Genomic DNA, 24,109 nt, shown 5'->3' with positions numbered 1-24,109 from the left:
GTTTATTTGTTGAGGCGTTAATTTATTTATAGTTATTGTAATTTTGGTAAACTGTACTTAATACTAGTTTTTTCCTCCCAAATATATGCAATCTTTTAATTCTTGCATATTTGTATAGGGGACAGATGTTTTTTCGTAGTTATATGTTTTGTTTAATTCTTCTGATAAATTATGATCGTCAACATTTACATCAATATCTTTCATTGTAAATTGGCAAGGGTGTTCATAACCAGCTGCATGTGTGATTTCTACCAATTCCTTTCTAAAAGTTTTAAAATATTGAGCAAGTCGTAAGGACTTTAATGGAATGTTAATGCCATTTTGCAACCATTTATTTTGTGTAGCAACACCACTTGGACATTTATTAGTATGACAAACTTGTGCTTGAATACAGCCAATACTCATCATAGCTTCACGTGCAACATTAATACAGTCAACTCCCATGGCAAAAGCCATGGCGGCTTTTGCAGGAAAACCTAATTTACCGCTTCCAATAAATACAATACGTTCGGTGAGTTCTCGCTTTTTGAATACTTTGTACAAATCGCTAAAGCCATATACCCAAGGAAGTGAGACATGGTCTGCAAAACTTGGAGGCGCAGCACCAGTACCACCTTCGCCGCCATCAACAGTGATAAAATCTGGGCCTTTGCCAGTTTTTAGCATAATATCGGCAAGTTCTTCCCATTCGTTAAGTTTACCAATAGCAGCTTTTATACCAACTGGAAGTCCAGTGTTTTTAGCTATATCTTCAACAAAGTCTAATAATTCCTTGACATTAGAAAATGCTGAGTGATTTGGAGGGGATAGTACATCTTTACCAACTTCAACACCACGTATATTGGCAATTTCTTGAGTAATTTTTGCTCCAGGAAGCACACCACCTTTTCCTGGTTTTGCGCCTTGAGATAGTTTTATTTCAATAGCTTTTATAAATGGGTTATTATGTACTAATTGTTTTAACTTTTCCATCGAAAAATTACCATTACTATCTCGAACACCAAAATAACCAGTTCCGAAATGGAAAATTACATCACCACCATTGCTATGATATGGGGATAAACCTCCTTCTCCAGTATTATGATAAGCACCTGCAATTTTTATACCTTTATTTAATGATTCTACAGCTTTTGCAGAAAGCGAACCAAAACTCATGGCTGAAACATTGATTATAGAAGCTGGACGATAGGGTTTTTTACGTTTATTGTAATAGCCCATAATTTTTGCACAAGGCAAAAAACTTGGATTAATTGAATTTGGGTGATTATCAGATAATCTATAAGGCATCATTGCATTATTAATAAAAATATGCTGATGCGCATAAATATCACGGTCGGTTCCAAAACCTTCATAGTTATTTTCTTTCTTTGCAGATGCGTAAATCCAACTACGTTCTATACGATTAAAAGGAAGCTCTTCTCTATTATTTGCTACAAAATATTGACGAATTTCAGGGCCGATTTTCTCAAACAAATAGCGTAAATGACCAATGATAGGGTAGTTGTGACTAATGGTATGTTTCTTTTGAAAGAAAATATCGCGTATTGCTACTAATATTAATAGTATAAGTATCCACATCCACCAAGATATTTGCGACAAAAACTCCATAATAATTTAAAATTTTATAAACGTATAACCATTGTTTTGATACTGTATTAAGGCCGTCATAGCTGATAAAGCAAACTTTACATTTGGATTAGCATTATCTTTTGTGATGCCTCTAAAAGAAGCAGTTTGCCCACAAATAATAATATCTGCTCCAGCTTTAGTAAGCTCATTTATTAATTCCAAATTCGGGTTGTCAACGCCATACTTCTCTTTATAGGCTTTATTATTTAATACATCTTGCCATGCACCACCATGAATTGTCATAGCAACTTTTAGCTGTTCTTTTTTCATACCTTCATTAGCATGCATATTTAAAAAACGAGCTGCCGTAACAATATTTTTATTTATAATACTTCTATCTGTCGATGATTGAGATACATCAAAAATCACTTTAAACTCTTTAGAAATGTCTGTCTTAATATCAAGAGTTTCTATAGTAAAAGTCTCACCAAAATTTTTAATAATTTTTCCTTCTAAACGTTCGTTTTGAGATAATAAAGAAAAGCAAGTTAAGGTAAATAGGTAAAGAGTAAATAGGAATTTTTTCATATTAATTAGTTAAGAGCGTTAAAGATATTTAAATTTTTAAGAAACCTAGTTGGCACAAATGTAATTGTTTATAATTATTGGTAAAATCATTAAGAAATCAAAGTAACATTGGCTAAATTCACGCTTTAAAAAAAACAAATTTGGAGACGTATTTAAGTCAATTAAATGAAGCGCAATTAGCACCAACTTTACAAAAGGATGGTCCTATGATTGTGATTGCTGGAGCTGGTTCTGGAAAAACAAGAGTACTTACTTACCGGATTGCTTATCTAATGAGTCAAGGTGTTGATGCGTTTAATATTTTGGCGTTGACTTTTACCAATAAGGCAGCTAAAGAAATGAAAGGCAGAATCGCTGAGATAGTTGGTGATGGTGAAGCTAAAAACCTATGGATGGGAACGTTTCACTCTGTTTTTGCTAAAATTTTACGTTTTGAAGGGCATCATTTAGGGTTTCCTAGTAATTTCACTATATACGATACACAAGATTCTCAAAAATTGTTGGGCTCAATAATTAAAGAAATGGGCTTAGAGAAAGATATCTATAAAACCAAGCAGGTTTATAGCAGGATATCTTCTTATAAAAACAGCTTAATAACGGTTAAAGCATATTTTAAAAACCCAGAGCTCATGGAAGCTGATGCTGCGACAAGACGTCCAAAAATGGGAGAGATTTATGCAGAATATGTTGACCGTTGTTTTAAAGCTGGCGCCATGGATTTTGATGATTTGTTGCTAAGAACTAACGAGTTGCTAACCCGCTTTCCTAATGTTTTAGCACAGTATCAAGATAAGTTCCGTTATATTCTTGTCGATGAGTACCAAGATACAAACCACTCGCAATATTTAATAGTTCGTGCTTTGGCAGATCGTTTTCAAAATATATGTGTGGTTGGTGATGACGCCCAAAGTATTTATGCGTTTCGTGGCGCTAATATTAATAATATTTTGAATTTTCAAAAGGATTATGATGATGTGAAACTCTACCGCCTAGAGCAAAACTATCGCTCGACCAAAAACATTGTAGGCGCAGCAAACTCAGTGATTGAACATAATAAAACCAAGTTAGATAAGGTAGTTTGGACTTCTAATGAAGAAGGTAATAAAGTTAAAGTACATCGTTCGTTAACCGATGGAGATGAAGGCCGTTATGTAGCAAGTACCATTTGGGAAGAAAAAATGAATAACCAATTGCATAATAACGATTTTGCAGTGCTTTATCGAACAAATGCACAATCACGTGCTATTGAAGATGCTTTGCGAAAACGAGACATCCCTTATCGTATTTATGGAGGCTTATCATTTTACCAGCGTAAAGAAATTAAAGACGTTACTGCATATTTGCGTTTGGTTTTAAATCCTGCAGATGAAGAAGCACTAAAACGTGTTATTAATTTCCCAGCACGTGGTATTGGGCAAACTACTATTGATAGACTAGTTGTTGCTGCAAATAATTATAAGAAAACCATTTTTGAAGTTTTAAAGAATCTTGATACGATAGATATTAGTATTAATAGCGGAACAAAAAATAAACTAAAAGATTTTGTGACGCTTATTGAAAGTTTTCAAGTAATGAATCAAACGGCAAATGCTTTTGATTTAGCTGAACACGTAACTAAAACAAGCGGATTAATACGAGAATTTAACAAAGACGGTACTCCCGAGGGCATTACGCGATTGGAAAATGTACAAGAGCTTTTAAATGGTATCAAAGATTTTGTTGAAGGGCAAATGGAGCTAGCTGATGCTGGAGATTCTTTAGCAGAATTTTTGGAAGATGTGGCATTAGCAACAGATTTAGATGGTGACAAAGGAGATCCAAATCACGTAGCTTTAATGACTATTCATTTGGCAAAGGGATTGGAATTTAATCATGTGTTTATTGTTGGTTTAGAGGAAGATTTGTTTCCAAGTGCTATGAGCATGAATACACGTAGCGAATTAGAAGAGGAGCGACGTTTGTTTTATGTGGCTTTAACTAGAGCCGAAAAACAAGCCTATTTAACCTATGCATTGTCACGTTACCGTTGGGGAAAATTAATTGACTCAGAGCCTAGTAGATTTATTGAAGAAATTGAAGATGAATTTTTAGATATTATTATTCCTATTGAAGAACGACGCATCAACCCAATGTTGTCAGCAGATATATTTGGAGATGTTGAGCCTAATAAAATTAGGTTTAAGCCACCAAAAAAGTATGAGCCTAAAAGAAAAAGTAATATAAAACCAAAACCTGAGGGGATTAAAATAAATACACCTAAGAACTTTAAAAAAATAACGAGCTCTAATGAAAACACTAATTTGTTTGACAGCAAATTAGTAGTAGGGAATATAGTAAAACATTTACGATTTGGAAAAGGTGAAGTCCTTAAAATAGAAGGTGTAGGTTCGGATATGAAAGCAGAAATAAACTTCCAAAATGGAGGGATAAAAAAATTACTACTTCGCTTTGCTAAATTAGATATTATTGGATAGAAACGCAATCGCCATTATTTTTGAATTTGTAACAAAACACTTTGAATACCATTATTGCTTACTAAAAATGAAGATCACAATTACATCCTTAGTTTTTATATTCTTTATGGTAATAGTGAGTCATGGACAACAAAGCTATTCTTATACTCAGCCTAAGGATCTTAACGATGGATGGAAAACAGTAAATCTGCGTTCAGAACACTTTGATTCGACAAAAATATATCAATTGTTCAATCAACTTAAAGAAGCTAAGCATAAGCTCAAAAGTATTTTAGTGGTAAAAAATGGGCAAATCATTCTTGAGGAATATTTTAATGAACATGCTGTTGATAAACAGCACGATCTTCGTTCTACCACAAAAAGTATACGTTCTGTTTTAATTGGAATTGCCATAGATAAAGGTTTTATAGGCAGTGTTGACGACCCAATTACAAAATACCTTAAAAACCCTATATTTAGCAAAAACTTGGATAAAAGAAAAGAAAAAATCACGATTAGACATCTTTTAACTATGTCATCTGGACTAGATTGCAACGATTGGGATCAAAAATCTGAAGGGCAAGAAGATAAAGTTTATAGGAAAAAGGATTGGATTCAATATACATTAGATTTACCAATGGTAAATGAACCAGGGTTGGTTTCCAATTATTGTTCAATGGGAGCTGTACTAATTGCCGAAATAATTACTCAAGCATCAGGAATAACAATCGATAAATTTGCTGAACACTATTTATTCAACTCATTAGGTATTGACAATGTTGGTTGGGATCATACAAGCAATAAAAATGTTATTCCATCAGGAAAACGATTGTATATGACCACACGAGATATGGCTAAAATAGGTCAACTAATGCTAAACAAAGGCATATGGAATAAACAGCAGGTAGTTTCTGAATGTTGGATTGAAGAATCCACAACCCCAAAAACAAAAATCACTGACATTGATTATGGGTTTTTATGGTGGAATATTCCCTTTAGAGTAAACGAAAAAACTATAACTTCTATAGTTGCTACAGGAAATGGAGGACAGTATATTATGATTTTTCCATCAGAAAGCATTGTTGCAATATTTAATGGAGAAGCATACAATTCGCAAGAGGAGAAATTACCTTTTGCTATAATTAATAATGTGATTTTGCCAACGTTTATGGATTTAGACTAATTAAAGCAAAGTCAGAAAATACATGTTTTTTTAAACTTATTTATGTTTGTTTGCCTTTAAGTCAACGCATTATTTTATTCCAAATGCGTTTGCGTAAAAGCCTTTAACTTTAGCACTGTGTCTAATAAATCAGTGCCAACCCAACCATGTCCAGCATCTGGATATAAAGTAAATTCGTGAGTTACGCCAAGTGTAGTTAGCTCATCTCTTAAAGCAGTTCCTTGAGTAATAGGTACAAGAGGGTCTTGTCCACCATAAAATAATATGGTTGGAGGTGCGGAAGCTGTTACTTGATGCAACGGACTTACTTCTTCTAAAAATTCGGTAGTTGGATCAATTCCAAATAAATCAATTAATTCTTGTAATGTTGCATTGGCATTGTTTAAATATGCAGGATCTGTAAAATTTGTTGGGCCAACAACGCTACAAACCATTTTTACATCATTATCAGTATCAAATGCATAACTCCATAATAATGATAAATGTCCACCAGCACTTACACCAATAAATCCAAAATCATCATCTATTGTATAATTATCTTTGTTTTCTTTTAAATGATTAATCACAGATGTTATATCGTTTATTTGCATTGGATATGGATTGTTGTCATCATCTGCTAACCTATAATTCATATTTACCACTGCTAAATTTGGATGTTCCTGTCTTACATAATTTTTAAATAAATTCATGTCACTTTTGTCACCACCAGACCATCCACCACCATGCACAAGAATCATTACTTTTGTACTATTCTCTCTATCTGCAGGTAAGTATATATCAAATGTTTGTTTGGCATCATTTCCATAAGCGACATCGAGTTCTTGATAGTATCTTGTAGGATCTAAAGTGTTGGTATTTGGAATAGTATTATCATCGTTTAATGAGCATGCAAATAGTATAAATGTGCAAATAACACTCAACAATGTAGATTTTGGAGTATTCATATTTAAATAATTAGTTTATTTGTATAACACTTTTAGCAAGATAATGAATATGGCAGATTTTGTAAAAATTTATGAAGATAATCCTAATCCAAAAGAAATAGCAAAAGTGGTTGCTGTTTTAAAAAAAGGAGGATTAATCATTTACCCTACGGATACCGTGTATGGTTTGGGCTGCGATATTACTAACAATAAAGCATTGGAGCGTGTTGCTAGAATTAAAGGAGTTAAATTAGAAAAGGCTAACTTTTCGTTTGTGTGTCATGATTTAAGTAACTTAAGTGATTATGTAAAGCAAATAGATACAACTACTTTTAAAGTCTTAAAGCGTGCGCTACCTGGACCTTACACATTTGTACTACCTGGAGCAAAAAGTTTACCAAATGCATTTAAAAAGAAGAAAACGGTAGGTATTAGAATTCCAAATAATAACATAGCATTGGAAATTGTTAAGCAATTAGGTAATCCAATTATTTCTACATCTATTTATGATGAAGATGAAATTTTGGAGTATACTACCGATCCTGAATTGATTTTTGAAAAATGGGATAACCTAGTGGATTTGGTTATTGATGGTGGTTATGGAGATAATGAACCATCTACAATAATTGATTTTTCATTTGGTGAACCAGAAGTAATTAGAGAAGGTAAAGGAAGCTTAGATATCCTTTAATTTAAAACTTATTTATTGTTGAGTTTATCTAGAATTTCAACATTTTGATTTATTATAATATTTAACTTATCATCACTAGTTAAGTACTTCTTACGCTCCTCGTTTACAACATTTTCAGTGAATTTTGATTCTCCAAAAACTAAATAATTAATATCTATATCTAGTTTGCTAACTATTTGCCTAATAATATCTAAACTAGGCTCTGGATATTTGCCATTACGATTTTCTATGGAAAATAGTCGAGTTAATTTATAAGAAGGCTTTATATCGACCATCCTACAAAATTTAGACGAATTATCATCAGCATACTTCTCTACTAATTTTTTTATTCGCTTATTAATTTCTGGTAACTCCATGTTTTAAGCAGGTTCAGACTTAACTGTACTAATAAATAAGAAAATAATTACTAAAATGTTAGTATATTATCTAATATTTTAGTAATTTTATTTTCAACTATTCATCATTAATATATCACAAATATATCATAAAAATATCAATAAGTAAATAATGCATCTATGATTACCAAATCTCAAAAGGAAAAGCTGCAAGAGCATTTAAAAAAGGATTGGATTCCCGAGGTTCTTGAAGAATTAAAAAACAACAATATTGTATCCTCAAGAGGAACCTTTTATAGTGAGAGTATGGTTAGGATGGTATTTACTGGAAAAATTAATCATAAAGAGATAGAACTAATAATTTTTAAAGTGTATAAAAAACGTAAGCTAGCTTTTGAAGCTTATGAAAAGGAAAAAGACCAGATTTTATTTATAAAATATGAAGAAGAATAAGCTTTTTAATTATATAATATTTATACTTTTTATTATGCTATTATTATTTACGCTGATGCTAAATATTTATATGAGTTACTAATAAGTAATATTTATTAAATCGTGATAGTTAATTCTTGTTGTTACAAATAGAGATATAGATGCATCTTACAACTTGCTATTAATCTCTGTTTTAAATCTATTCATGATTTTTTAGCCTGTTGCTCATACATTACCTAAGGACTAGTATGAGTTAACAGGCATTTTTTGCAAATAAAAAAAGCTCAACTATTAAGTTGAGCTTTTATATTTATATATATATAGAAATGATTAGCTTCCAGAAAGAGTTTTCATTTCTTTTTCTATCATGTCGTAAAACTGATCAATTTTTGGCATTACAACAATACGAGTACGTCTATTTTTTGCTCTATTTTCAGCAGTATCATTATCAACTAAAGGCACATGGTAACTTCTACCAGCTGCTATTAATCGAGTAGAGTTAACACCTAAATCTTCTAATACTCTAATAATAGATGTAGAACGCTTAACACTTAAATCCCAGTTGTCTAATAGTATACCATTACTTTTGTAAGATTGACTATCAGTATGTCCTTCAACCATACATTCAAAATCTGGCTTACCATTAACTACTTTAGCAACTTTAGCTAAAACGTCTTTTGCGTTTGAGGTTACTACATAGCTTCCACTTTTAAATAATAACTTATCTGAAATAGAAATAAATACCACTCCTTTTTCAACATTTATTTCAATATCTGGATCGTTTATTCCAACTTCACGTTTTAAACTTGTTACTAAAGCTAGCGTAACACTATCTTTTTTGTTTAACGCATCCTGTAAACGAGTAATTTTAAGATCTTTCTCTTTAATGCTTTCTAAAGTTCTTTCAACATTATCTGCTCCTTTTGCAGTAAGCATCGTTAAGTCTTTATTACTTTGTATTAGGCTTTCGTTATTTTTTCTCATGTCCGCAAGCTGATCTTTTAAAGCATCTGCTCGTGCATTAGCAGCAGCAGCATCAGATAGACATGCATTTAATTTAACGGTTGCAGTGTTTAATAGGTCTTGCGTTTCTTGTTGTTTTGCCTCCAATGCAGCATATTCTTTTTTAGATACGCATGAGCTTAAAACAAGCATAGCAGTAAGACTTAACAATAAAATTTTCTTCATGATGTGTTGTTAATTAATTTATATTCGACGAATATCACAAAATTATGTAAAAAAGAACAAATAAATGTGGTATTAACAAAACTTTTGCTAACGAAGTTATAAACTTTTAAAATATCGCTTTTTACTAATAAAATATGACCAAACGATACTCTTTTGAGTATAGTATTTCTGCATTTTTTTTTGAGATTTCCTTTGGGTTTTTAGGATGCTTAAATGATTATAAAATGAAAAGTGTGCTTTAAAAATTGCGAGGGTGTGTTTGGGTTTTAATTCGAATAAAAATTTAACACCAGCTATACCATCTAAAATAAGCCTAATAAGAACTAAGTAAAAAACACTGCCTGAGGCATTTTTTACAAGCGTAAATAAACTATTTCTAAAATTTAAGTAAGTTTTTTTAGGACTTGTGTTGCTAAGTGTAGCTCCTCCAACATGGTAGATAATTGAGTTACCAACATATTTGATGTTATATCCTAAGTTTTTAGTTTGCCAACAGAAATCAATTTCTTCCATGTGAGCAAAAAAGGTTTCATCAAAGCCTCCTAATGTTTTGTAAACGTTACTTCTTACAAATAAGCAAGCACCTGAAGCCCAAAAGATATTTATAGTATCATTATATTGACCTTGATCTTTCTCTATAGTGTTAAAAATTCGTCCACGACAATACGGATAACCAAATTTATCTACAAATCCACCAGCTGCTCCTGCATATTCAAAATAATCTTTGTTTTTTTGGTCTAGAATTTTTGGTTGGATAATGGCAGTATTTGGCTCATTAATAAACGTTTTTTGAATTGGTAACAACCAGTTTTTAGTTACTTCAACATCACTGTTCAACAAACAGAACACATCTGCCTTAACATGTCTTAACGCATCATTATAACCTTTAGCATAGCCACCATTAGTGCTATTTTGAATTATTTTTATTTGAGGAAAATGAGTTTTAAGAAACGAAGCCGAATCATCACTAGAAGCATTATCTGCTACATAAATATCTGCTTCAGAGGAAAATGATATTACCGAAGGCAAAAATTGTTCTAACAATGCCTTTCCGTTCCAGTTTAATATGACTATTGCTATTTTCACAGTTGGTATTCAGGAATATCCTTTAAAAATTGATAGCGTTCTTCATCAAAATCGATACTACAATAATAATGATTTAATCCGTTTGTAACCATTAAATATGTGGCATTTAGTGCCAAATTGTATCGTGCAATTTGGTCGAAAGCACTTTGATTAATGGTAATTTTAGGTGCTTTACATTCTACAATTAAGTGTATAGAACCATCGCTATTAAAAATAACGATGTCGTATCGTTTTTTAAGATTATTTATTTTTAACTCTTTCTCGACATTAATTAAAGACTTTGGATACTTCTTTTCATTAATAAGAAACTGCACACAATGTTGTCGAACCCATTCTTCAGGCTGTAAAACCACAAATTTTTTGCGGATCTCATCAAAAATATAAGGTTTATTTTCGCTATTTTTGAATCGGAAGGTATATGTGGGAAAATCTAATTTTTGCACAACACAAATTTATAATTATAATGTCACTTCGAGTGATTTTCAAAGAAAATTTTATCGAGAAATTCTCGAGATTCTGGGACGCAACTCGAACTGACTAAATTCATCATATTAATTGCTTTGGACGAAGTTAAACAGCTAGTAAACGATATTAAAAATGGCAATTTAAGGCCTATTTATTTCCTAATGGGAGAGGAGGCTTATTATATTGATAAGATTTCTGATTTTATTGAAGATAATGTACTTGCTGAAGAGGAGAAAGGATTTAACCAAATGGTGTTGTATGGTCGTGATGTAACGATTGATGATATTGTAGGAAACGCCAAACGGTATCCAATGATGGCTGAGCGTCAAGTAGTGATTGTAAAAGAGGCGCAAGACCTATCACGTAGTATTGAGAAACTAGCTTCTTATGCCGAAAACCCACAACCAACAACAGTTTTAGTGGTAAATTATAAGTATAAAAAAATTGACAAACGCAAGGCTTTATATAAGGCTATTAACAAAGTTGGTGTTGTTTATGAAAGCAAGAAATTATACGAAAACCAGGTAGCCGATTGGATACGTCGTGTATTGTCATCTAAAGGTTATAGCATTTCCCCAAAAGCTGCACAGATGTTGGTGGAATTTTTAGGAACCGATTTAAGTAAGATAAATAATGAGTTGGAAAAGCTGCAGCTTGTAATACCAAAAGACACTCAAATTTCGCCAGAGCTTATTGAGGAGAATATAGGCATTTCTAAAGACTATAATAATTTTGAGTTACGTAAGGCAGTAGGTGAGAGGGACGTTGTTAAGGTGCACAAAATCATCAACTATTTTGCCGATAACCCAAAGGATAATCCAATGGTAGTGACTGTATCATTGTTATTTAGTTTTTTCGCTCAGTTACTGCATTTACACGGTTTGAATGATAAATCGCCTAGAAATATCGCGTCTAAGCTTCGCGTAAATCCTTATTTTGTTAATGAGTATACCAATGCAGCTCGTAACTATCCAATGAAGCAGGTTAGTAAAGTAATAGCCACCTTGCGTGAATTTGATGTTAAAAGTAAGGGTGTTGGTGCTAATGCGGTACCACAAGGTGATTTACTAAAAGAGTTGATGGTTAGGATTATGAGTTGATTTCGGTTTTATATTTCCATTTCGACCATTTCTGCTCTTGCTCCAAATCTGATAGGTAGAATACTTGTTCCAATACCTTTTGATATATACATTTTCGGTTCAGATTCTTTATACCAGCCTTTTAAGTATTCTCCACTTCCTTGTGGTTTGAATGGGACAACTCCTAAAAAAGTAATTTGTCCTCCGTGTGTATGACCAGAAAGGACTAAGTCAATATTTAAACTTCCTTTTTGTTTAGCAATTATATCTCTATACTCAGGACAATGGGATAAGACAATATTTGTGTTGCTTTGTTTTAAGTTTTTGACTGCTTTCTCAAAATCAGAATTTCCACCAACTAAATCGTCAATTCCAATTATTGATATTTCGCGATTTCTAATTGAGATAGTTCTATTTTCATTTATTAGTAATTCACAATTATTGCTTGAATAAACTTTTTCAAGCTCGATTAGATTTACATTTCCCCAATATTCCCAATTACCAGTGATAGCATATTTTTTGATGGATTTGTCTATCAATTTAAGAAAATCATTAAATGGTGCTATATTTTCTGTTTTATCAACAGAATCGCCGGTAATAAATACTAAGTCAGGTTTTATTAAATTTATTTTTTTTGCTATCGATTTGTGAAAATATCTCAGTTGGTTAAAATGTAGATCAGAAATTTGAATGATCTTTATTTTGTTTTCATTCGATTTTGAAATATCGAAATAATTCCAGTCAACAACATATTTTTCAAACCAAAGCGAATCTAAAAAAAAACAATCCAATTGAGGCTAAAATGCCTCTCTTAATAAATTTTCTTCTTGTTATGTTAGCCATTTACTAAATTAAATGGAAATATTTTCAGTGTTTATTTCCTGTCAAACGAATACTTTCCAGGACCTGCAAAAAATATTGTAATAAATACTACTAAGTAAAGTAATGCTTTTTCTTGCCTTTCTATTGGGTCATTTAGATGCACAAAAAAGAACGCTACTAGCATTACCCCAATTGGAAATAGTGTTGCAAGTTTGGTTCTTAAACCAATTATTATAAAAATTGGTGCAATGACTTCCCCAATAATGGCTAATGTAAGCGAAGTAGGAGCTCCTACACCTAATGGATCTGGAAACTCAATAGTATCTGCAAATAAATTTTTAACTTTTGGGATTCCATGGGTAAGCATTAAAGCAGATGCTCCAATACGTAAAATAGCTAAGGCTAAGTCGGTAAAATTCTTTTTTAACATGGTTTAGTTAGTTTAATGACTTTAAAAAGTCCGATTTATAAGTTTGACCAATTGGAACAGTTTTGTCTCCAATAGTAATTACATTTCCTGCTAAGCTATTCATTTTTTTTAAATTAATCGCAAACGATTTATGACAGCGTACAAATTGTTTAGGTAACTGTTTTAAAATATTTGTAAATGTACTATTTGTTAATATATAGTTTTCTACTTGATGTATTTTTACATAATCACCAAAAGCTTCTACATACAAAATGTCGTCTGGAGCAACTTTATGCAGTACTTTATTAGATTTAAAAATTAAAAATTCTTCAACATCATTTTTTATGCTATTTGTGCGTTTTTCGACTACTTTGTTTACTGCAGTTAAAAAGCGTTCAAAAGAAAAAGGTTTTAGTAAATAGTCTATAGCATTAACCTCAAATCCTTCAATAGCATATTGTGAATAAGCAGTTGTGAAAATTACATCAGGTGGATGTTGTAAAGATTTATAGAAACTTAAGCCAGAAATTTTAGGCATGTTAATGTCAAGAAACAAAAGATCTATTGAGGTAGTATTACTTAAAAGAGTATTAGCTTCAATAGCATTGTTACAAGTAGTGACAAGCTTTAAAAAAGGAACATCTGCTATGAAGCTTTTTAGAACGGTTTGTGATGAAGGCTCATCATCTATAATAATGCAATTAATAGTCATGGTTTAAAATAGCTAAGGTTACTGCAAAGGTATTTTTTGTTTTGGTTATCTCTAGGCTATGCGATTCTGGATACACAATTTCCAAATTCTTTTTAATATTTTCTAATCCAACACCAGATGGCTCTTGATTTTCTATAGATTCTTTAAAAAGGTTATTTTCTATACGGAATGTAAAATCATTTCCTTTTTGATTGATGTTTATATTTATAAAAGTATCACTTAAATCACCTTTAATTCCGTGTTTAAAACTGTTTTCAAATAAAGGTAGCAACAACATAGGATAAATTGTAAATACTTCGTTTTCAACTTCAATATCTGTATTGATATTTGTAAAGCCATGTACACGATGTTTTTGAAAAGCTATGTAATTTTTTAAAAGCGTTATTTCGTCTTTAAGCGTTACTTTTTCCGTGTCGGAATCATAAATCACATATCTTAAAATATCCGACAACTGAACAATAGCATCTTTTACACCATCTTTTTTTTCAATAGTCAATGCATAAATCACATTGAGTGAGTTAAATAAAAAATGAGGATTGATTTGCGAACGCAACGATATTAGCTGTAACTGTATCTGTTTATTTTGAAGCTTTAATAGCTTGTTTTCATTTTCATTAAAGTAAAACCAATCTTCTGATAATTTAATAAGTGTAGTGCCAACTAAAAATATACTAAAAATGACTACGAGATTAGTATTTGAATGGTACGAAATAAAAAAATAATTTGGAAAAAGCTGATCTATAATAGGTTGAAACAAATGCAAGTGTAATTGTGTAAATACAATTAAGTTAAGGGCAAACACTATTAAGTAGCCTATGTACTTTTCTTTCTTTAATAGCTTAGGAATAAATAGATAAAGATTAACTACTACTGGAATAGCTACTGAAGTAATAAAACAAATTGTATAGATGTAATCAACTTTAATAGGTTTTTGTCCTTTAGAAAAAATAAAAAGGACAATAACAAACGCACAAAACCACAGTACCAAATTGAATAAAAATGGTCTGTGGTTATTGAGTTTTTTTAGATATGGATTAAGGTTGAGCATTTACTTTTGTTAAGATAAACTTTTCGGACGATTCCCATTTATTTTCAATATTAGAATTTAGATACTTTTTTAAAAATCCATATAGTTCCTCAGACGATGCAGTTAAAACAAAAGACTCTTCAAGGCCAATAAGCTCATGCTTTAATTTTAATTGATCTTTTTCGAATAAATCTTTAAGCCTGCCTTCATCAAGCCAAGTAAGTTTAAGTGTGTTATTCTCTGTTTCATCTACTTTTGCAACAGAGTGAGTGTTAAGCAAATGTTGACTAGTTAAATCGTTGGTTATAGTTTCGTAGTCAAAAGGAATGAAATCCATAAATAATTGATTTTCAATTTTAAAAGGCATAGCTAAAAAACTTGATTCTTTATCTTTTTTTGTAAGGGTTATAAAGTAGCCTGCTTTATATTTTTCAAAAATTACTTTGTCTTCATCTGTTACTTTAGACAAATCTTTGTTTTCTTCTAAAAACACTTCTTTAAAAGAGACAACTTCCCAAGTTCTTTCTCCTTTATCTATCCATTTTCCGGTAAAAGATTCTTGATATGCAATTGATTCGGGAGTGTAGAATGGTTGTAATGATTTTACAATACACGAGTTTAGTAATACTAAACAACAAATTAAAATTCCAGTTTTAAGTTTCATGAGTTTTGTTTTATAAATGTATCGGCAAAGCAATACTAATGTAATACATAAATCAACTTATTTCGTCAAACACAATCTAACTCATGTCAAACAAGTTTTGTTATCCTTTTAGGAGGTTTATACTCACGGTAGCTAACTCGTTATTTGGAAACTTTGTATAGTAACGATCATCAGGAAATAAGCCAGCTTCTTTTGCTATCTGATTAAAAACCTCTATTTCTAATATATACTGATCAGAGTAGCCATGTGTTGCATCATAGGCTGTTGCAGCTGTTTTTCCCAAATGTTTGGCGGCTAATTCTGGAGGTACTGTATGAAGTTCAATAATTAATAAGCCAAACTTTTCTACAAATGGCTTCCATTTTTCTAGATGTTCTTTTAATGAAGCTTCTACCATATTGTTGGGAAGACGTTTTCCTAAAGAAGCATATGCACCTGATGAATTACTAGATTTTTGTATAGGATTATTTGGTGACTTCCAAATACGATTATGGTCTAAAAATGTACGAACATTTAAAAGGTCTTTTAAATCAATATTATAATCCTCTTTGAGATCTTTTGCTAATAAATCAGGCCGTCCAATATCTCCCCAGATTACTTTTGCCCAAATATCTGCTTTAATAAGATTCGCTCTAGTAACTTTTAATGCTGCTTGATTAAAATCTGCCCCAACCAATAACAAAGGATGCTCTTCTAATAATTTGCCTCTTAACGTTTGGTGTTCAATAACATCAAAAATATGTTGTATAAAGGCACCATTACCACAACCCATATCTAAAATACCTTTGGGTTGTTCGTCTATAGGTTTATTAAATAATTCTATTATAATTGCATCAATCACTTTAAAATAGGTTGAATGTGCGCCTCCGCTTCCCCAAACATTCATCTCGCGATGCACGTGTTTTTCGGGTTCGCTTGCAGAGTTTGCTTTTAATATTAACGGATTACCAAATATGAGTTGGTCCAATTGAGCGAATGTAGGTAAATAGGAGACTGTTACTCCATAAGCACTAGCACGCTTTGCAAAGAACAGACCTTTATCTGTAAATTGATAGGTGTCTTTCTTTTTGTTGAACCATCCTAAATAGGCAAAAAAGTCTAATATTTTTTTAAAACTTTCTGGATTTTTATGATACTCTTGTGCTCTAAATGAAGCTTCCATGAAATATTTATGAAACAAACCATTAACGCCTAACATTACAATAACTGGTGCAATTATAACGCCTTCAATGTGCATTAATACCTGATGTTCAATTGAGTTTTCTTTAATGGTTTCTAATCCAAAATTTGTTTTATACTCATTAAATATTCTTTCTAAAGCACTAAAAGCGTCAGGTCCAATTCGCTCTTCTGGAAATTTAATAGAATAGGAGATTAGGTTTACAGCATCTTTGTATAATTTTACTAACCCAAAAGCTTTTTCACTATTGCTATTTGTAAAATAAGTTATACTATCTGTATTGTTGTTAATAGTTTTATCTAACCAGCCTTGAGAGCATAATATTCTTAGTGCTATATTAAGGTAACCTTCATTTGTGTTGAATTTCTCTGTTAACTCAGATAGACTAGTCTTTTTTTGCTGAAGTAAATATGTAAGAACGCCTTTTTTACTTAATGAATATGCAGTAGTGGCAGTAGCAATTCCATCTAGGTGACGAAAAATTACTGCTCTAAGTTGTTCCTTGTCGTATTTTGAAAGCATATCACTACTAATATACTTTAAATATTGAAAAAGAAATTACTCCTGTTTGATAATTGTGATTGTTGCTTTGAGCTTATTTAACGCAATTTTGGATAATCTTCAGGGTTTACCTCATGCATCACATTGTAAACAGCTTCAAACATATCTTCTAAAGATGGTTTTGAGAAATAATCACCATCAGTTCCATAAGCTGGCCTGTGCTCTTTTGCAGTCAATGTTTTTGGCTGACTATCGAGATGTAGATAGCCTTTTTGGGCATTCATAATTTTATCTAAGATATAGGCTGAAGCTCCTCCAGGAACATCTTCATCAATAATCATTAAACGATTAGTTTTTTCAAGGCTTTTTGAAATATCGTGAGTTATATCAAAAGGAATTAACGATTGTACGTCAATAACTTCGGCATCTATTCCTACTTCTAATAACTCTTTAGCAGCTTGTTCCACCATTCTTAAAGTAGACCCATAGGATACTAAAGTAATATCTGCTCCTTCTTTTACAGTTTCAACAACGCCAACGGGTGTTTTGAATTCACCTATATTGTTAGGCATCTTTTCTTTTAGTCTGTAGCCATTTAAACACTCAACGATAAGCGCTGGTTGATCACTTTCAAGCATCGTATTATAAAACCCTGCAGCTTTGGTCATATTTCTTGGAACAAGCACATAAATACCTCTTACTAAATTTAAAATACCACCTAATTGCGAACCAGAATGCCAAATACCTTCAAGTCTGTGTCCTCTCGTCCTCACAATCATCGGAGCCTTTTGTTTTCCTAAGGTTCTGTAATGTAAGGTTGCAAGATCGTCACTTATTATTTGAAGTGCATACATCAAGTAATCTAGATATTGAATTTCGGCAATTGGACGTAAGCCTCTCATCGCCATACCAATTCCTTGACCAACAATAGTTGCTTCTCGTATACCAACATCAGCAACTCTAAGTTCACCATACTTTTCTTGTAATCCTTCAAGCCCTTGGTTTACATCTCCAATACTACCTGAATCTTCTCCAAAAATCAAAGCTTCAGGGTATTTACTGAAAATAGCATCAAAATTATCTCTAATAATTATACGACCATCTACCATAGAAGCATCAGCATCATAAGTAGCCACTATTTCTTTTATGTTAGTTGCTTTTTGATTAGATTGACTATAAAGGTGAGAGCTATATTTTGGTTGATTGGCAACAAAATAGCTGTCTATCCAAGCTTGTAACTTCTCCTTTTCAATAGAATCATCAAAAGTGACGTAACGTAATACTTTACGAGCAGCCGAAACCACATCTCTTCTTGTTGGTTCATCAATAGTATTCAAATCGTTTACTATTTTTTGAATAAACACTTTGTTATGGCTAGATTGTGATATATTATTAAGCAACTCTACAAGCTCGATTTTATCATTAAGTATGGGAGATATAAAAGCATTCCAAGCAGCTTTTTTACCATCTCTTACTTCCTTTTTAATATTTTTTTCTAATTGTGTTACTTCTTCATTAGTAATAATACTATTACTAATCATCCATTCTCGCATTTTAGTAATACAGTCATGATCTTTTTCCCAAGTTAATCTTCCAGGGCTCTTATAGCGTTCATGTGATCCAGAAGTTGAATGTCCTTGAGGCTGCGTCAACTCTTGTACATGTAATAAAACTGGTACATGTTCTTCTCTTGCAATTTTTGAAGCTTCTTCATAGGCATTTACTAAACCTACATAATCCCAACCTTTTACTCTTATTATTTCATAGCCATTACCATATTCGTCTCGTTGAAATCCTTTTAGAATTTCAGATATATTTTCTTTAGTAGTTTGATGCTTCGCGTGAACAGAAATACCATACTCATCATCCCAAACACTTATAACCATAGGTACTTGTAATACTCCAGCAGCATTAATGGTTTCAAAAAAAACACCTTCACTTGTACTAGCATTACCAATAGTCCCCCAAGCAACTTCATTTCCATTTTCCGAAAACTTTGTACTATCAATGCCTTTTACATTTCTGTATATTTTTGATGCTTGCGCTAATCCTAATAATCTAGGCATTTGACCTGCTGTAGGAGAAATATCTGAGCTAGAATTTTTTTGTTTAGTGAGGTCTTTCCAATTGTAGTTTTCGTCTAAACTATGTGTACCAAAATGGCCACCCATTTGCCTTCCAGCACTCATTGGGTCTGCCTCAATCTCAGTATGTGCGTATAAGCCAGCGAAAAATTGTTGAATGGTTAATTGGCCAATAGCCATCATAAATGTTTGGTCTCTATAGTATCCAGACCTAAAGTCACCATCTCTAAATGCTTTTGCCCAAGCTAGTTGTGGAATCTCTTTTCCGTCGCCAAATATTCCAAACTTTGCTTTTCCAGTTAAAACCTCACGACGACCAAGTAAACTACACTCTCTACTAGTTACAGCGATTGTATAATCATTAATGATTTCACTCTTAAAATCATTAAAAGACATATTCTTGGTAATATCAGGGTTTGTTTGCATTTATTAAAAATTAAGATGCTACAAATTTAGCTTTTTTTTATGTTTTACACAATCTGATAGACTGTTAATAATTTATCAAATTCACAATAAAAAGCAAAAATGACTGGCAAATACATAAAAAAGTGAAATATTTTAAATTTATATTAAGAATTATTCAAACGAATAATCATGGTGCTAATACCATTTTCTGCGAAATAATCCCAACAAAGATTTAGGGTCTACAGTAAATAGAAATCGTATTTTTTGATCATAATTAGGTTGACCAATCTCCCATCCAAGGTTTGAGTAAATAGGGAAGTAGACTTCAAAATAATCGGTAACTAAATTGATTCTTAAGCCAGTGTCATATTGAAATTTAACTGGATTAAAAGTGTTTTTTGCTAAACCAAAATCGGTGTAAGCCTGAATGTATTTCCAAAGTGTAGTGCTAAAATTAAAAGTTGTCATCCACCTGTTTGCGAATGGTGTATTTAGTTTTGATTTGAAGCCACCTTCGGCTATGATTATTTGCTGACTAAATATCCCTGAAGATTCCGAGCGCCCTAAATAGTTGTAATCAAACAAATAATCGGTTGGTCGATCTAAAGCGAAGCTAAAATAATCGGAACCTGTTGGATTATTGTTATATAAAAAAGCTCCAGCAAAAAAGCGAATATTAATTTGTCTATTGCTTTCAAATAGTTTTCTGTATTCGTAGTTAAACGATAATTTCCCAAAATCTTTAGCTAGTTGAAAATCGGTGTACCACTTATAATAGTTTATTAACCCAGGATTTGTATTGATATATCTTGCGTTAAAAACACTATAATTTGGATCCGTATTATTTGTAATATTATTGATGTCTTCATCTCTATTAATGTCTAAATATCTAAAATTTAGTGATTGAAACTTGTTAGATCTATAATCTGTATGATCTCTAAAATTAAGCCTTAGATATGGTGTAATAACCCTTGCAAATAAATCTGGTGCATACGAAGAATACTTCCCTGTTAAACCATAAGTAATTCCATATAAGTCCTTATTTTCAATATTTTGTGTGTAATTTATTGATGCTGAAAATGTAAACGATTTAGACTTAGTTCCATAGTTTGGAGAAATCTTGTAGTTAAATCCTCTACGCAATAAAGTTTTGTTATAAAACTTACCACCAAGAACTAAACCATCATAAATATTTCTAAATTCTACAACAGGCATTAAAAATAATTGTGTCTTTGATGGGTCCTCTACGTCTTTAAATAATCGTACTTGTAAAGGTTTGTTATTTGCTAAAAAACCGTTTAAAGATTTCCAATTATCTCTTAAATTGTATTCAGGAATAGAACTGTCATAATTTAAAACCAGCTTATTGGTGTCATGTCTTGGAATTGTAATTGTTTTACTATTCTTAATATTTTCTACCCAAATTTTTGATGTTACAGTGTCATTTCTTAAAGTAAACAAAGAAATTGGCATACTGTTATGACGTTTATTTTTTATAGTAAGTGTTATAGAATCCTCTGTCTTTTTTAAATATTTTATTTTAAAATCTATTTTTTTATTAGTGTTAATGTACTCTTTAAAAAACCAATCTAAATTTTTATCGGTTTTAGATTTTAATAATGTTTCAAATTCTTTAGTTGACGTGTTTTCTAATAAGTTGTTTTTTAAAAATTCTTTTATGGTGCTTTCTAAAGTTTGAGCGTTTATAAAATCATCTAAATATTTTAATCCAACACCAGCTTTGTATTTATTGGCTAAGTCACTATTGAAACGTAACAGAGAATCTTTTGAACTGGTTAAAGCTTGATCTCTATTGGTTCTAGCCATGTGTAAATACACCAAATTATATTGTTCGTTAAATTTTAGAGATGCAGCGTGAAAAGACCTCAATCCCCATATGTCTGCTAAATTCCCAGCGAGTTTCATGTCTGGATAATTTTCTTCAATATATTTAATAAGAAAATAGATTTGTAATCCATCTTTTAACCATTGCTCTTTCCGTGGATTTATAAGCAAGGTGTTATCTAAATAATTACCGAGCGTGGTTTTTAATAACTGCAATTCATATTGAAAATTTTTGGGAAATGGTCTAATAAAATCTGGAAGTTGATTTAAACCATAAACAGGGTCTTTTTTTGTATCTATATTTGAAACAATGAGTTTTTTATGAGGATAAGGCCCAAGATATTTTGTAACGTAAGCTGTAATTTTATCAGTAATTATAGCTTTTTTAGAAGGCTCTAAGTCTTTTTCGAGATAGTTTGAGATTATTGAAAAATCATCAGTCTGCACCGTTTTATAAACTGGTAATTTTTGTAAAAACAATTTGCTATCCACTCTATTTGCTCCTTGCAAAATAAGAGTTTGAGAAGTGTTATTTTGAATTACATTTATTAAATCTAATTCCGAAGTAAGGACGTAATTTCTTGGGAATTCAAGTTGAAGTGTAATATCTGCTTTCGGAATATAAAGGTCATCCAAATTTTTGTTACTGTAATAATTCCAATTGCCATTGTATACAGCTGGTGTTATGTACCAATATTTTAAATTATAATCTTTTAAAGGTGTGACACCATAATCTGTAAACTTTGTTTTAGGAAGCTTTACAATATATTCAAGCGTTATTTTATAACTCTCGTTAGGTAGCAAAGGTCTTTCTAAATCTATTTTCAATACATCTGGATGTTCCTTTAATCTTTCAAAATTTAAATTAGTGCTGGTTGAATTAATAACAGATGTTATGGCAGTAAATCCACGTTCTTCACTTTCTGCAAAATGAAATTTACCATCATATTCTTCAGAAAAACGTCTAGCAAGCGGTGTGTTTTTTGTAGAATAACTATTGCTCCAATCATTTAAATAAATACTCTTTAAAGTATCATTAGATTTATTTTTATAAGCAATAAATTGGTGAATTTGTATTTGATCTAGCTCTATATTAAACGTCGCTTTTATGTCAATTTTGTCTTGACTAAAAGCACTGGAATAGGCTAAAGCAACAATTAATATATGTAGAATTTTGTATCTCAAATTAGCGTTTGATAAATTTTAAGGGCTCAGTAATGTTATTGTCAGCTGTTATATAATACATACCACTGGACAAGTATGAAACATTTAACTTAACTAAATTCCTATCTTTGACTTGATGTTCTTCCATTTTTTGTCCCAGAAAATTGTAAATAGCAAGCTTGTTTATATTTAGTTGCGGTTGTATTTTTAAATTAACAACTTCATCTACTAAATTACTTCCCTCAATAGTTATTCCGTTTTTAAATGCAACTGTTTTTGTACTTAATAAGGTTTTGTTAGTTTCTAATGTTAAAGTTACTGGCAAATGGTCACTAAAATAATAAAGTGCCTCTCTAATAGATTGACTATATGTTGGGCCACTACAATTTGTGGAATTTATATTATTGTTATAACAATTTATGTTATTGTTATTTCCATAAGCTTTATAAGATCCAGAAACAAAAGAAATATCAGGGTTTGTATCCATGTTTTCAGATGTCATAATAAAATCGAACCTATCGTCAAAACCACCACTAGCTCCACCTAGCTCATTGGTTGTTCTAGTTGATTGAGTAAATACATCTAGATAATTTGTATTGTTACTCCAACTTCCAATTCGATTTACAGGATCGATTAGCGTAATATTATTGGTATTGTCAAGTAATTCCTGGAAAGCAGGTTCAGAAGAGGTGTAGAGATTTAAATCTCCACCGAGTAAAATATTACTATCATTAGGCATTGTGCTTAAATATGCTACAAAAGCATCAACCATTTGTTTGCGTAAATTTTTATTAGTTGTACCACTAGAAGATTTTAAATGCGTTACAAACACATCTAAATATACTGGATCACTAGTTTGGTCAGTAGTATTTAATTTTAATTTATAGTGATTAAAATCACGGTAAATAGTGGTAACAACTGCTTGTGATTCTAGAATAAACTTAGAACTATCATAAAAAATCATGTTTTGCAATTCGTTCTGGTCACCAAAATTATCATCCGAAGTGTTTTCTACAAATGCAGCTCTTTCATAATCTGGGTTTATAAACTGCATCGTTTGTAGTATCGTATTTGCTCCAGCTTCAGTATTTAATTCACAAATCATAAATAAATCAGGTAAGTAATCATTTAGTACAGCATCCAAATGTTGAATCCTATTAGCAGGCTCTTGAAGTGGAAAGTTCAATACATTATAAAACATAGCTTTAAAAGTTTCTTGAGAAAAACCCAAAAAACCAATAAGCATTACAGTTAATACTATTACATATTTTTTTACCATTCTTAGGGAGAAGGGATTTGTTTTA

The 24,109-nt window shown here is 31.4% G+C and carries 21 protein-coding genes; 5 read left to right on the top strand and 16 right to left on the bottom strand.

Going from position 1 to position 24,109, the window contains the following annotated elements; all coding sequences use genetic code 11:
- Window positions 1-63: 63 nt before the first annotated feature.
- Window positions 64-1,608, bottom strand: a complete 1,545-nt coding sequence (locus ABGB03_RS08775) for an FMN-binding glutamate synthase family protein (RefSeq protein WP_347921968.1) — start codon at window positions 1,606-1,608, stop codon at window positions 64-66.
- A gap of 6 nt (window positions 1,609-1,614) precedes the next feature.
- A complete protein-coding gene (locus tag ABGB03_RS08770) occupies window positions 1,615-2,157 on the bottom strand; it encodes a DsrE family protein (RefSeq protein WP_347921966.1) in 543 nt (180 codons plus the stop codon).
- Between the two features lie 140 nt (window positions 2,158-2,297).
- Between ABGB03_RS08770 and ABGB03_RS08765 the strand changes: the two genes are divergently transcribed.
- Together ABGB03_RS08765 and ABGB03_RS08760 are read left to right on the top strand one after the other, a co-directional pair.
- A complete protein-coding gene (locus ABGB03_RS08765; protein WP_347921964.1) occupies window positions 2,298-4,631 on the top strand; it encodes a UvrD-helicase domain-containing protein in 2,334 nt (777 codons plus the stop codon).
- A 67-nt stretch (window positions 4,632-4,698) separates the two neighbouring features.
- On the top strand, window positions 4,699-5,793 hold the full coding sequence (locus ABGB03_RS08760; RefSeq protein ID WP_347921962.1) for a serine hydrolase: 1,095 nt from the start codon (window positions 4,699-4,701) through the stop codon (window positions 5,791-5,793).
- A gap of 74 nt (window positions 5,794-5,867) precedes the next feature.
- Here the strand turns inward: ABGB03_RS08760 and ABGB03_RS08755 are convergent, their stop codons facing one another.
- Window positions 5,868-6,737, bottom strand: coding sequence for an alpha/beta hydrolase (locus tag ABGB03_RS08755; protein ID WP_347921960.1), 870 nt, complete (start codon window positions 6,735-6,737; stop codon window positions 5,868-5,870).
- 49 nt (window positions 6,738-6,786) lie between these two features.
- Between ABGB03_RS08755 and ABGB03_RS08750 the strand changes: the two genes are divergently transcribed.
- Window positions 6,787-7,407: an L-threonylcarbamoyladenylate synthase gene (locus ABGB03_RS08750; protein WP_347921958.1), complete on the top strand. Its 621-nt coding sequence runs from the start codon at window positions 6,787-6,789 to the stop codon at window positions 7,405-7,407.
- Window positions 7,408-7,415: 8 nt separating this feature from the next.
- On the opposite strand, the gene ABGB03_RS08745 is transcribed toward ABGB03_RS08750, so the two are convergent.
- Complete coding sequence (locus tag ABGB03_RS08745; RefSeq protein WP_347921955.1) at window positions 7,416-7,763, bottom strand: hypothetical protein; 348 nt, start codon at window positions 7,761-7,763, stop codon at window positions 7,416-7,418.
- Window positions 7,764-7,922: 159 nt separating this feature from the next.
- Between ABGB03_RS08745 and ABGB03_RS08740 the strand changes: the two genes are divergently transcribed.
- Window positions 7,923-8,195 carry a hypothetical protein gene (locus ABGB03_RS08740; RefSeq protein ID WP_347921953.1) on the top strand — a complete coding sequence of 91 codons (273 nt, stop codon included), beginning with the start codon at window positions 7,923-7,925 and terminating at the stop codon, window positions 8,193-8,195.
- 309 nt (window positions 8,196-8,504) lie between these two features.
- Here ABGB03_RS08740 and ABGB03_RS08735 read toward each other — a convergent pair whose 3' ends face one another.
- The 3 genes from ABGB03_RS08735 to ABGB03_RS08725 form a co-directional block, all read right to left on the bottom strand.
- Window positions 8,505-9,362, bottom strand: a complete 858-nt coding sequence (locus ABGB03_RS08735) for an OmpA family protein (protein WP_347921951.1) — start codon at window positions 9,360-9,362, stop codon at window positions 8,505-8,507.
- Window positions 9,363-9,458: 96 nt separating this feature from the next.
- Window positions 9,459-10,448 (bottom strand): glycosyltransferase family 2 protein, encoded by a 990-nt coding sequence (locus ABGB03_RS08730; RefSeq protein WP_347921948.1) that lies wholly within the window; start codon window positions 10,446-10,448, stop codon window positions 9,459-9,461.
- Window positions 10,445-10,891 (bottom strand): type I restriction enzyme HsdR N-terminal domain-containing protein, encoded by a 447-nt coding sequence (locus ABGB03_RS08725; RefSeq protein WP_347921946.1) that lies wholly within the window; start codon window positions 10,889-10,891, stop codon window positions 10,445-10,447. Before ABGB03_RS08725 ends, ABGB03_RS08730 begins: the two co-directional genes overlap by 4 nt.
- A 117-nt stretch (window positions 10,892-11,008) precedes the next feature.
- Between ABGB03_RS08725 and holA the strand changes: the two genes are divergently transcribed.
- Window positions 11,009-12,013, top strand: coding sequence for a DNA polymerase III subunit delta (gene holA / locus ABGB03_RS08720; RefSeq protein WP_347921943.1), 1,005 nt, complete (start codon window positions 11,009-11,011; stop codon window positions 12,011-12,013).
- 8 nt (window positions 12,014-12,021) lie between these two features.
- Here the strand turns inward: holA and ABGB03_RS08715 are convergent, their stop codons facing one another.
- From ABGB03_RS08715 to ABGB03_RS08675, 9 genes are all read right to left on the bottom strand, one after another.
- The gene (locus tag ABGB03_RS08715; protein ID WP_347921941.1) at window positions 12,022-12,783 is read right to left on the bottom strand and encodes a metallophosphoesterase; all 762 of its coding nucleotides are present in this window, start codon (window positions 12,781-12,783) and stop codon (window positions 12,022-12,024) included.
- 83 nt (window positions 12,784-12,866) lie between these two features.
- Window positions 12,867-13,244, bottom strand: coding sequence for a DoxX family protein (locus ABGB03_RS08710; RefSeq protein ID WP_347921938.1), 378 nt, complete (start codon window positions 13,242-13,244; stop codon window positions 12,867-12,869).
- Between the two features lie 7 nt (window positions 13,245-13,251).
- On the bottom strand, window positions 13,252-13,935 hold the full coding sequence (locus ABGB03_RS08705; protein WP_347921936.1) for a LytTR family DNA-binding domain-containing protein: 684 nt from the start codon (window positions 13,933-13,935) through the stop codon (window positions 13,252-13,254).
- Entirely contained in the window at window positions 13,925-14,983 is a 1,059-nt protein-coding gene (locus tag ABGB03_RS08700) for a histidine kinase (RefSeq protein ID WP_347921933.1), read from the bottom strand. Before ABGB03_RS08700 ends, ABGB03_RS08705 begins: the two co-directional genes overlap by 11 nt.
- Window positions 14,970-15,626 carry a hypothetical protein gene (locus tag ABGB03_RS08695; RefSeq protein WP_347921932.1) on the bottom strand — a complete coding sequence of 219 codons (657 nt, stop codon included), beginning with the start codon at window positions 15,624-15,626 and terminating at the stop codon, window positions 14,970-14,972. The genes ABGB03_RS08700 and ABGB03_RS08695 overlap by 14 nt, the downstream gene beginning before the upstream one ends.
- 100 nt (window positions 15,627-15,726) lie before the next feature.
- Window positions 15,727-17,328 (bottom strand): class I SAM-dependent methyltransferase, encoded by a 1,602-nt coding sequence (locus ABGB03_RS08690; protein WP_347921929.1) that lies wholly within the window; start codon window positions 17,326-17,328, stop codon window positions 15,727-15,729.
- A gap of 77 nt (window positions 17,329-17,405) precedes the next feature.
- On the bottom strand, window positions 17,406-19,817 hold the full coding sequence (locus tag ABGB03_RS08685; protein ID WP_347921927.1) for a thiamine pyrophosphate-dependent enzyme: 2,412 nt from the start codon (window positions 19,815-19,817) through the stop codon (window positions 17,406-17,408).
- A gap of 174 nt (window positions 19,818-19,991) precedes the next feature.
- Entirely contained in the window at window positions 19,992-22,826 is a 2,835-nt protein-coding gene (locus tag ABGB03_RS08680) for a metalloprotease (protein WP_347921925.1), read from the bottom strand.
- Between the two features lies 1 nt (window position 22,827).
- The gene (locus ABGB03_RS08675) at window positions 22,828-24,084 is read right to left on the bottom strand and encodes a hypothetical protein (protein ID WP_347921922.1); all 1,257 of its coding nucleotides are present in this window, start codon (window positions 24,082-24,084) and stop codon (window positions 22,828-22,830) included.
- Window positions 24,085-24,109 lie beyond the last annotated feature (25 nt).

It is taken from the genome of Pontimicrobium sp. SW4 (genome assembly GCF_039954625.1).
Lineage (GTDB): Bacteria > Bacteroidota > Bacteroidia > Flavobacteriales > Flavobacteriaceae > Pontimicrobium.
This window is presented reverse-complemented; position numbering and strand designations above follow the sequence as displayed.

What these genes read in the sequence shown, in the direction of transcription:
- ABGB03_RS08775 (WP_347921968.1), bottom strand. Translation starts at nt 1,608, where the DNA reads ATGGAGTTTTTGTCGCAAATATCTTGGTGGATGTGGATACTTATACTA.
- ABGB03_RS08770 (WP_347921966.1), bottom strand. Translation starts at nt 2,157, where the DNA reads ATGAAAAAATTCCTATTTACTCTTTACCTATTTACCTTAACTTGCTTT.
- ABGB03_RS08760 (WP_347921962.1), top strand. Translation starts at nt 4,699, where the DNA reads ATGAAGATCACAATTACATCCTTAGTTTTTATATTCTTTATGGTAATA.
- ABGB03_RS08755 (WP_347921960.1), bottom strand. Translation starts at nt 6,737, where the DNA reads ATGAATACTCCAAAATCTACATTGTTGAGTGTTATTTGCACATTTATA.
- ABGB03_RS08750 (WP_347921958.1), top strand. Translation starts at nt 6,787, where the DNA reads ATGGCAGATTTTGTAAAAATTTATGAAGATAATCCTAATCCAAAAGAA.
- ABGB03_RS08745 (WP_347921955.1), bottom strand. Translation starts at nt 7,763, where the DNA reads ATGGAGTTACCAGAAATTAATAAGCGAATAAAAAAATTAGTAGAGAAG.
- ABGB03_RS08740 (WP_347921953.1), top strand. Translation starts at nt 7,923, where the DNA reads ATGATTACCAAATCTCAAAAGGAAAAGCTGCAAGAGCATTTAAAAAAG.
- ABGB03_RS08735 (WP_347921951.1), bottom strand. Translation starts at nt 9,362, where the DNA reads ATGAAGAAAATTTTATTGTTAAGTCTTACTGCTATGCTTGTTTTAAGC.
- ABGB03_RS08710 (WP_347921938.1), bottom strand. Translation starts at nt 13,244, where the DNA reads ATGTTAAAAAAGAATTTTACCGACTTAGCCTTAGCTATTTTACGTATT.
- ABGB03_RS08705 (WP_347921936.1), bottom strand. Translation starts at nt 13,935, where the DNA reads ATGACTATTAATTGCATTATTATAGATGATGAGCCTTCATCACAAACC.
- ABGB03_RS08700 (WP_347921933.1), bottom strand. Translation starts at nt 14,983, where the DNA reads ATGCTCAACCTTAATCCATATCTAAAAAAACTCAATAACCACAGACCA.
- ABGB03_RS08695 (WP_347921932.1), bottom strand. Translation starts at nt 15,626, where the DNA reads ATGAAACTTAAAACTGGAATTTTAATTTGTTGTTTAGTATTACTAAAC.
- ABGB03_RS08690 (WP_347921929.1), bottom strand. Translation starts at nt 17,328, where the DNA reads ATGCTTTCAAAATACGACAAGGAACAACTTAGAGCAGTAATTTTTCGT.
- ABGB03_RS08685 (WP_347921927.1), bottom strand. Translation starts at nt 19,817, where the DNA reads ATGCAAACAAACCCTGATATTACCAAGAATATGTCTTTTAATGATTTT.
- ABGB03_RS08675 (WP_347921922.1), bottom strand. Translation starts at nt 24,084, where the DNA reads ATGGTAAAAAAATATGTAATAGTATTAACTGTAATGCTTATTGGTTTT.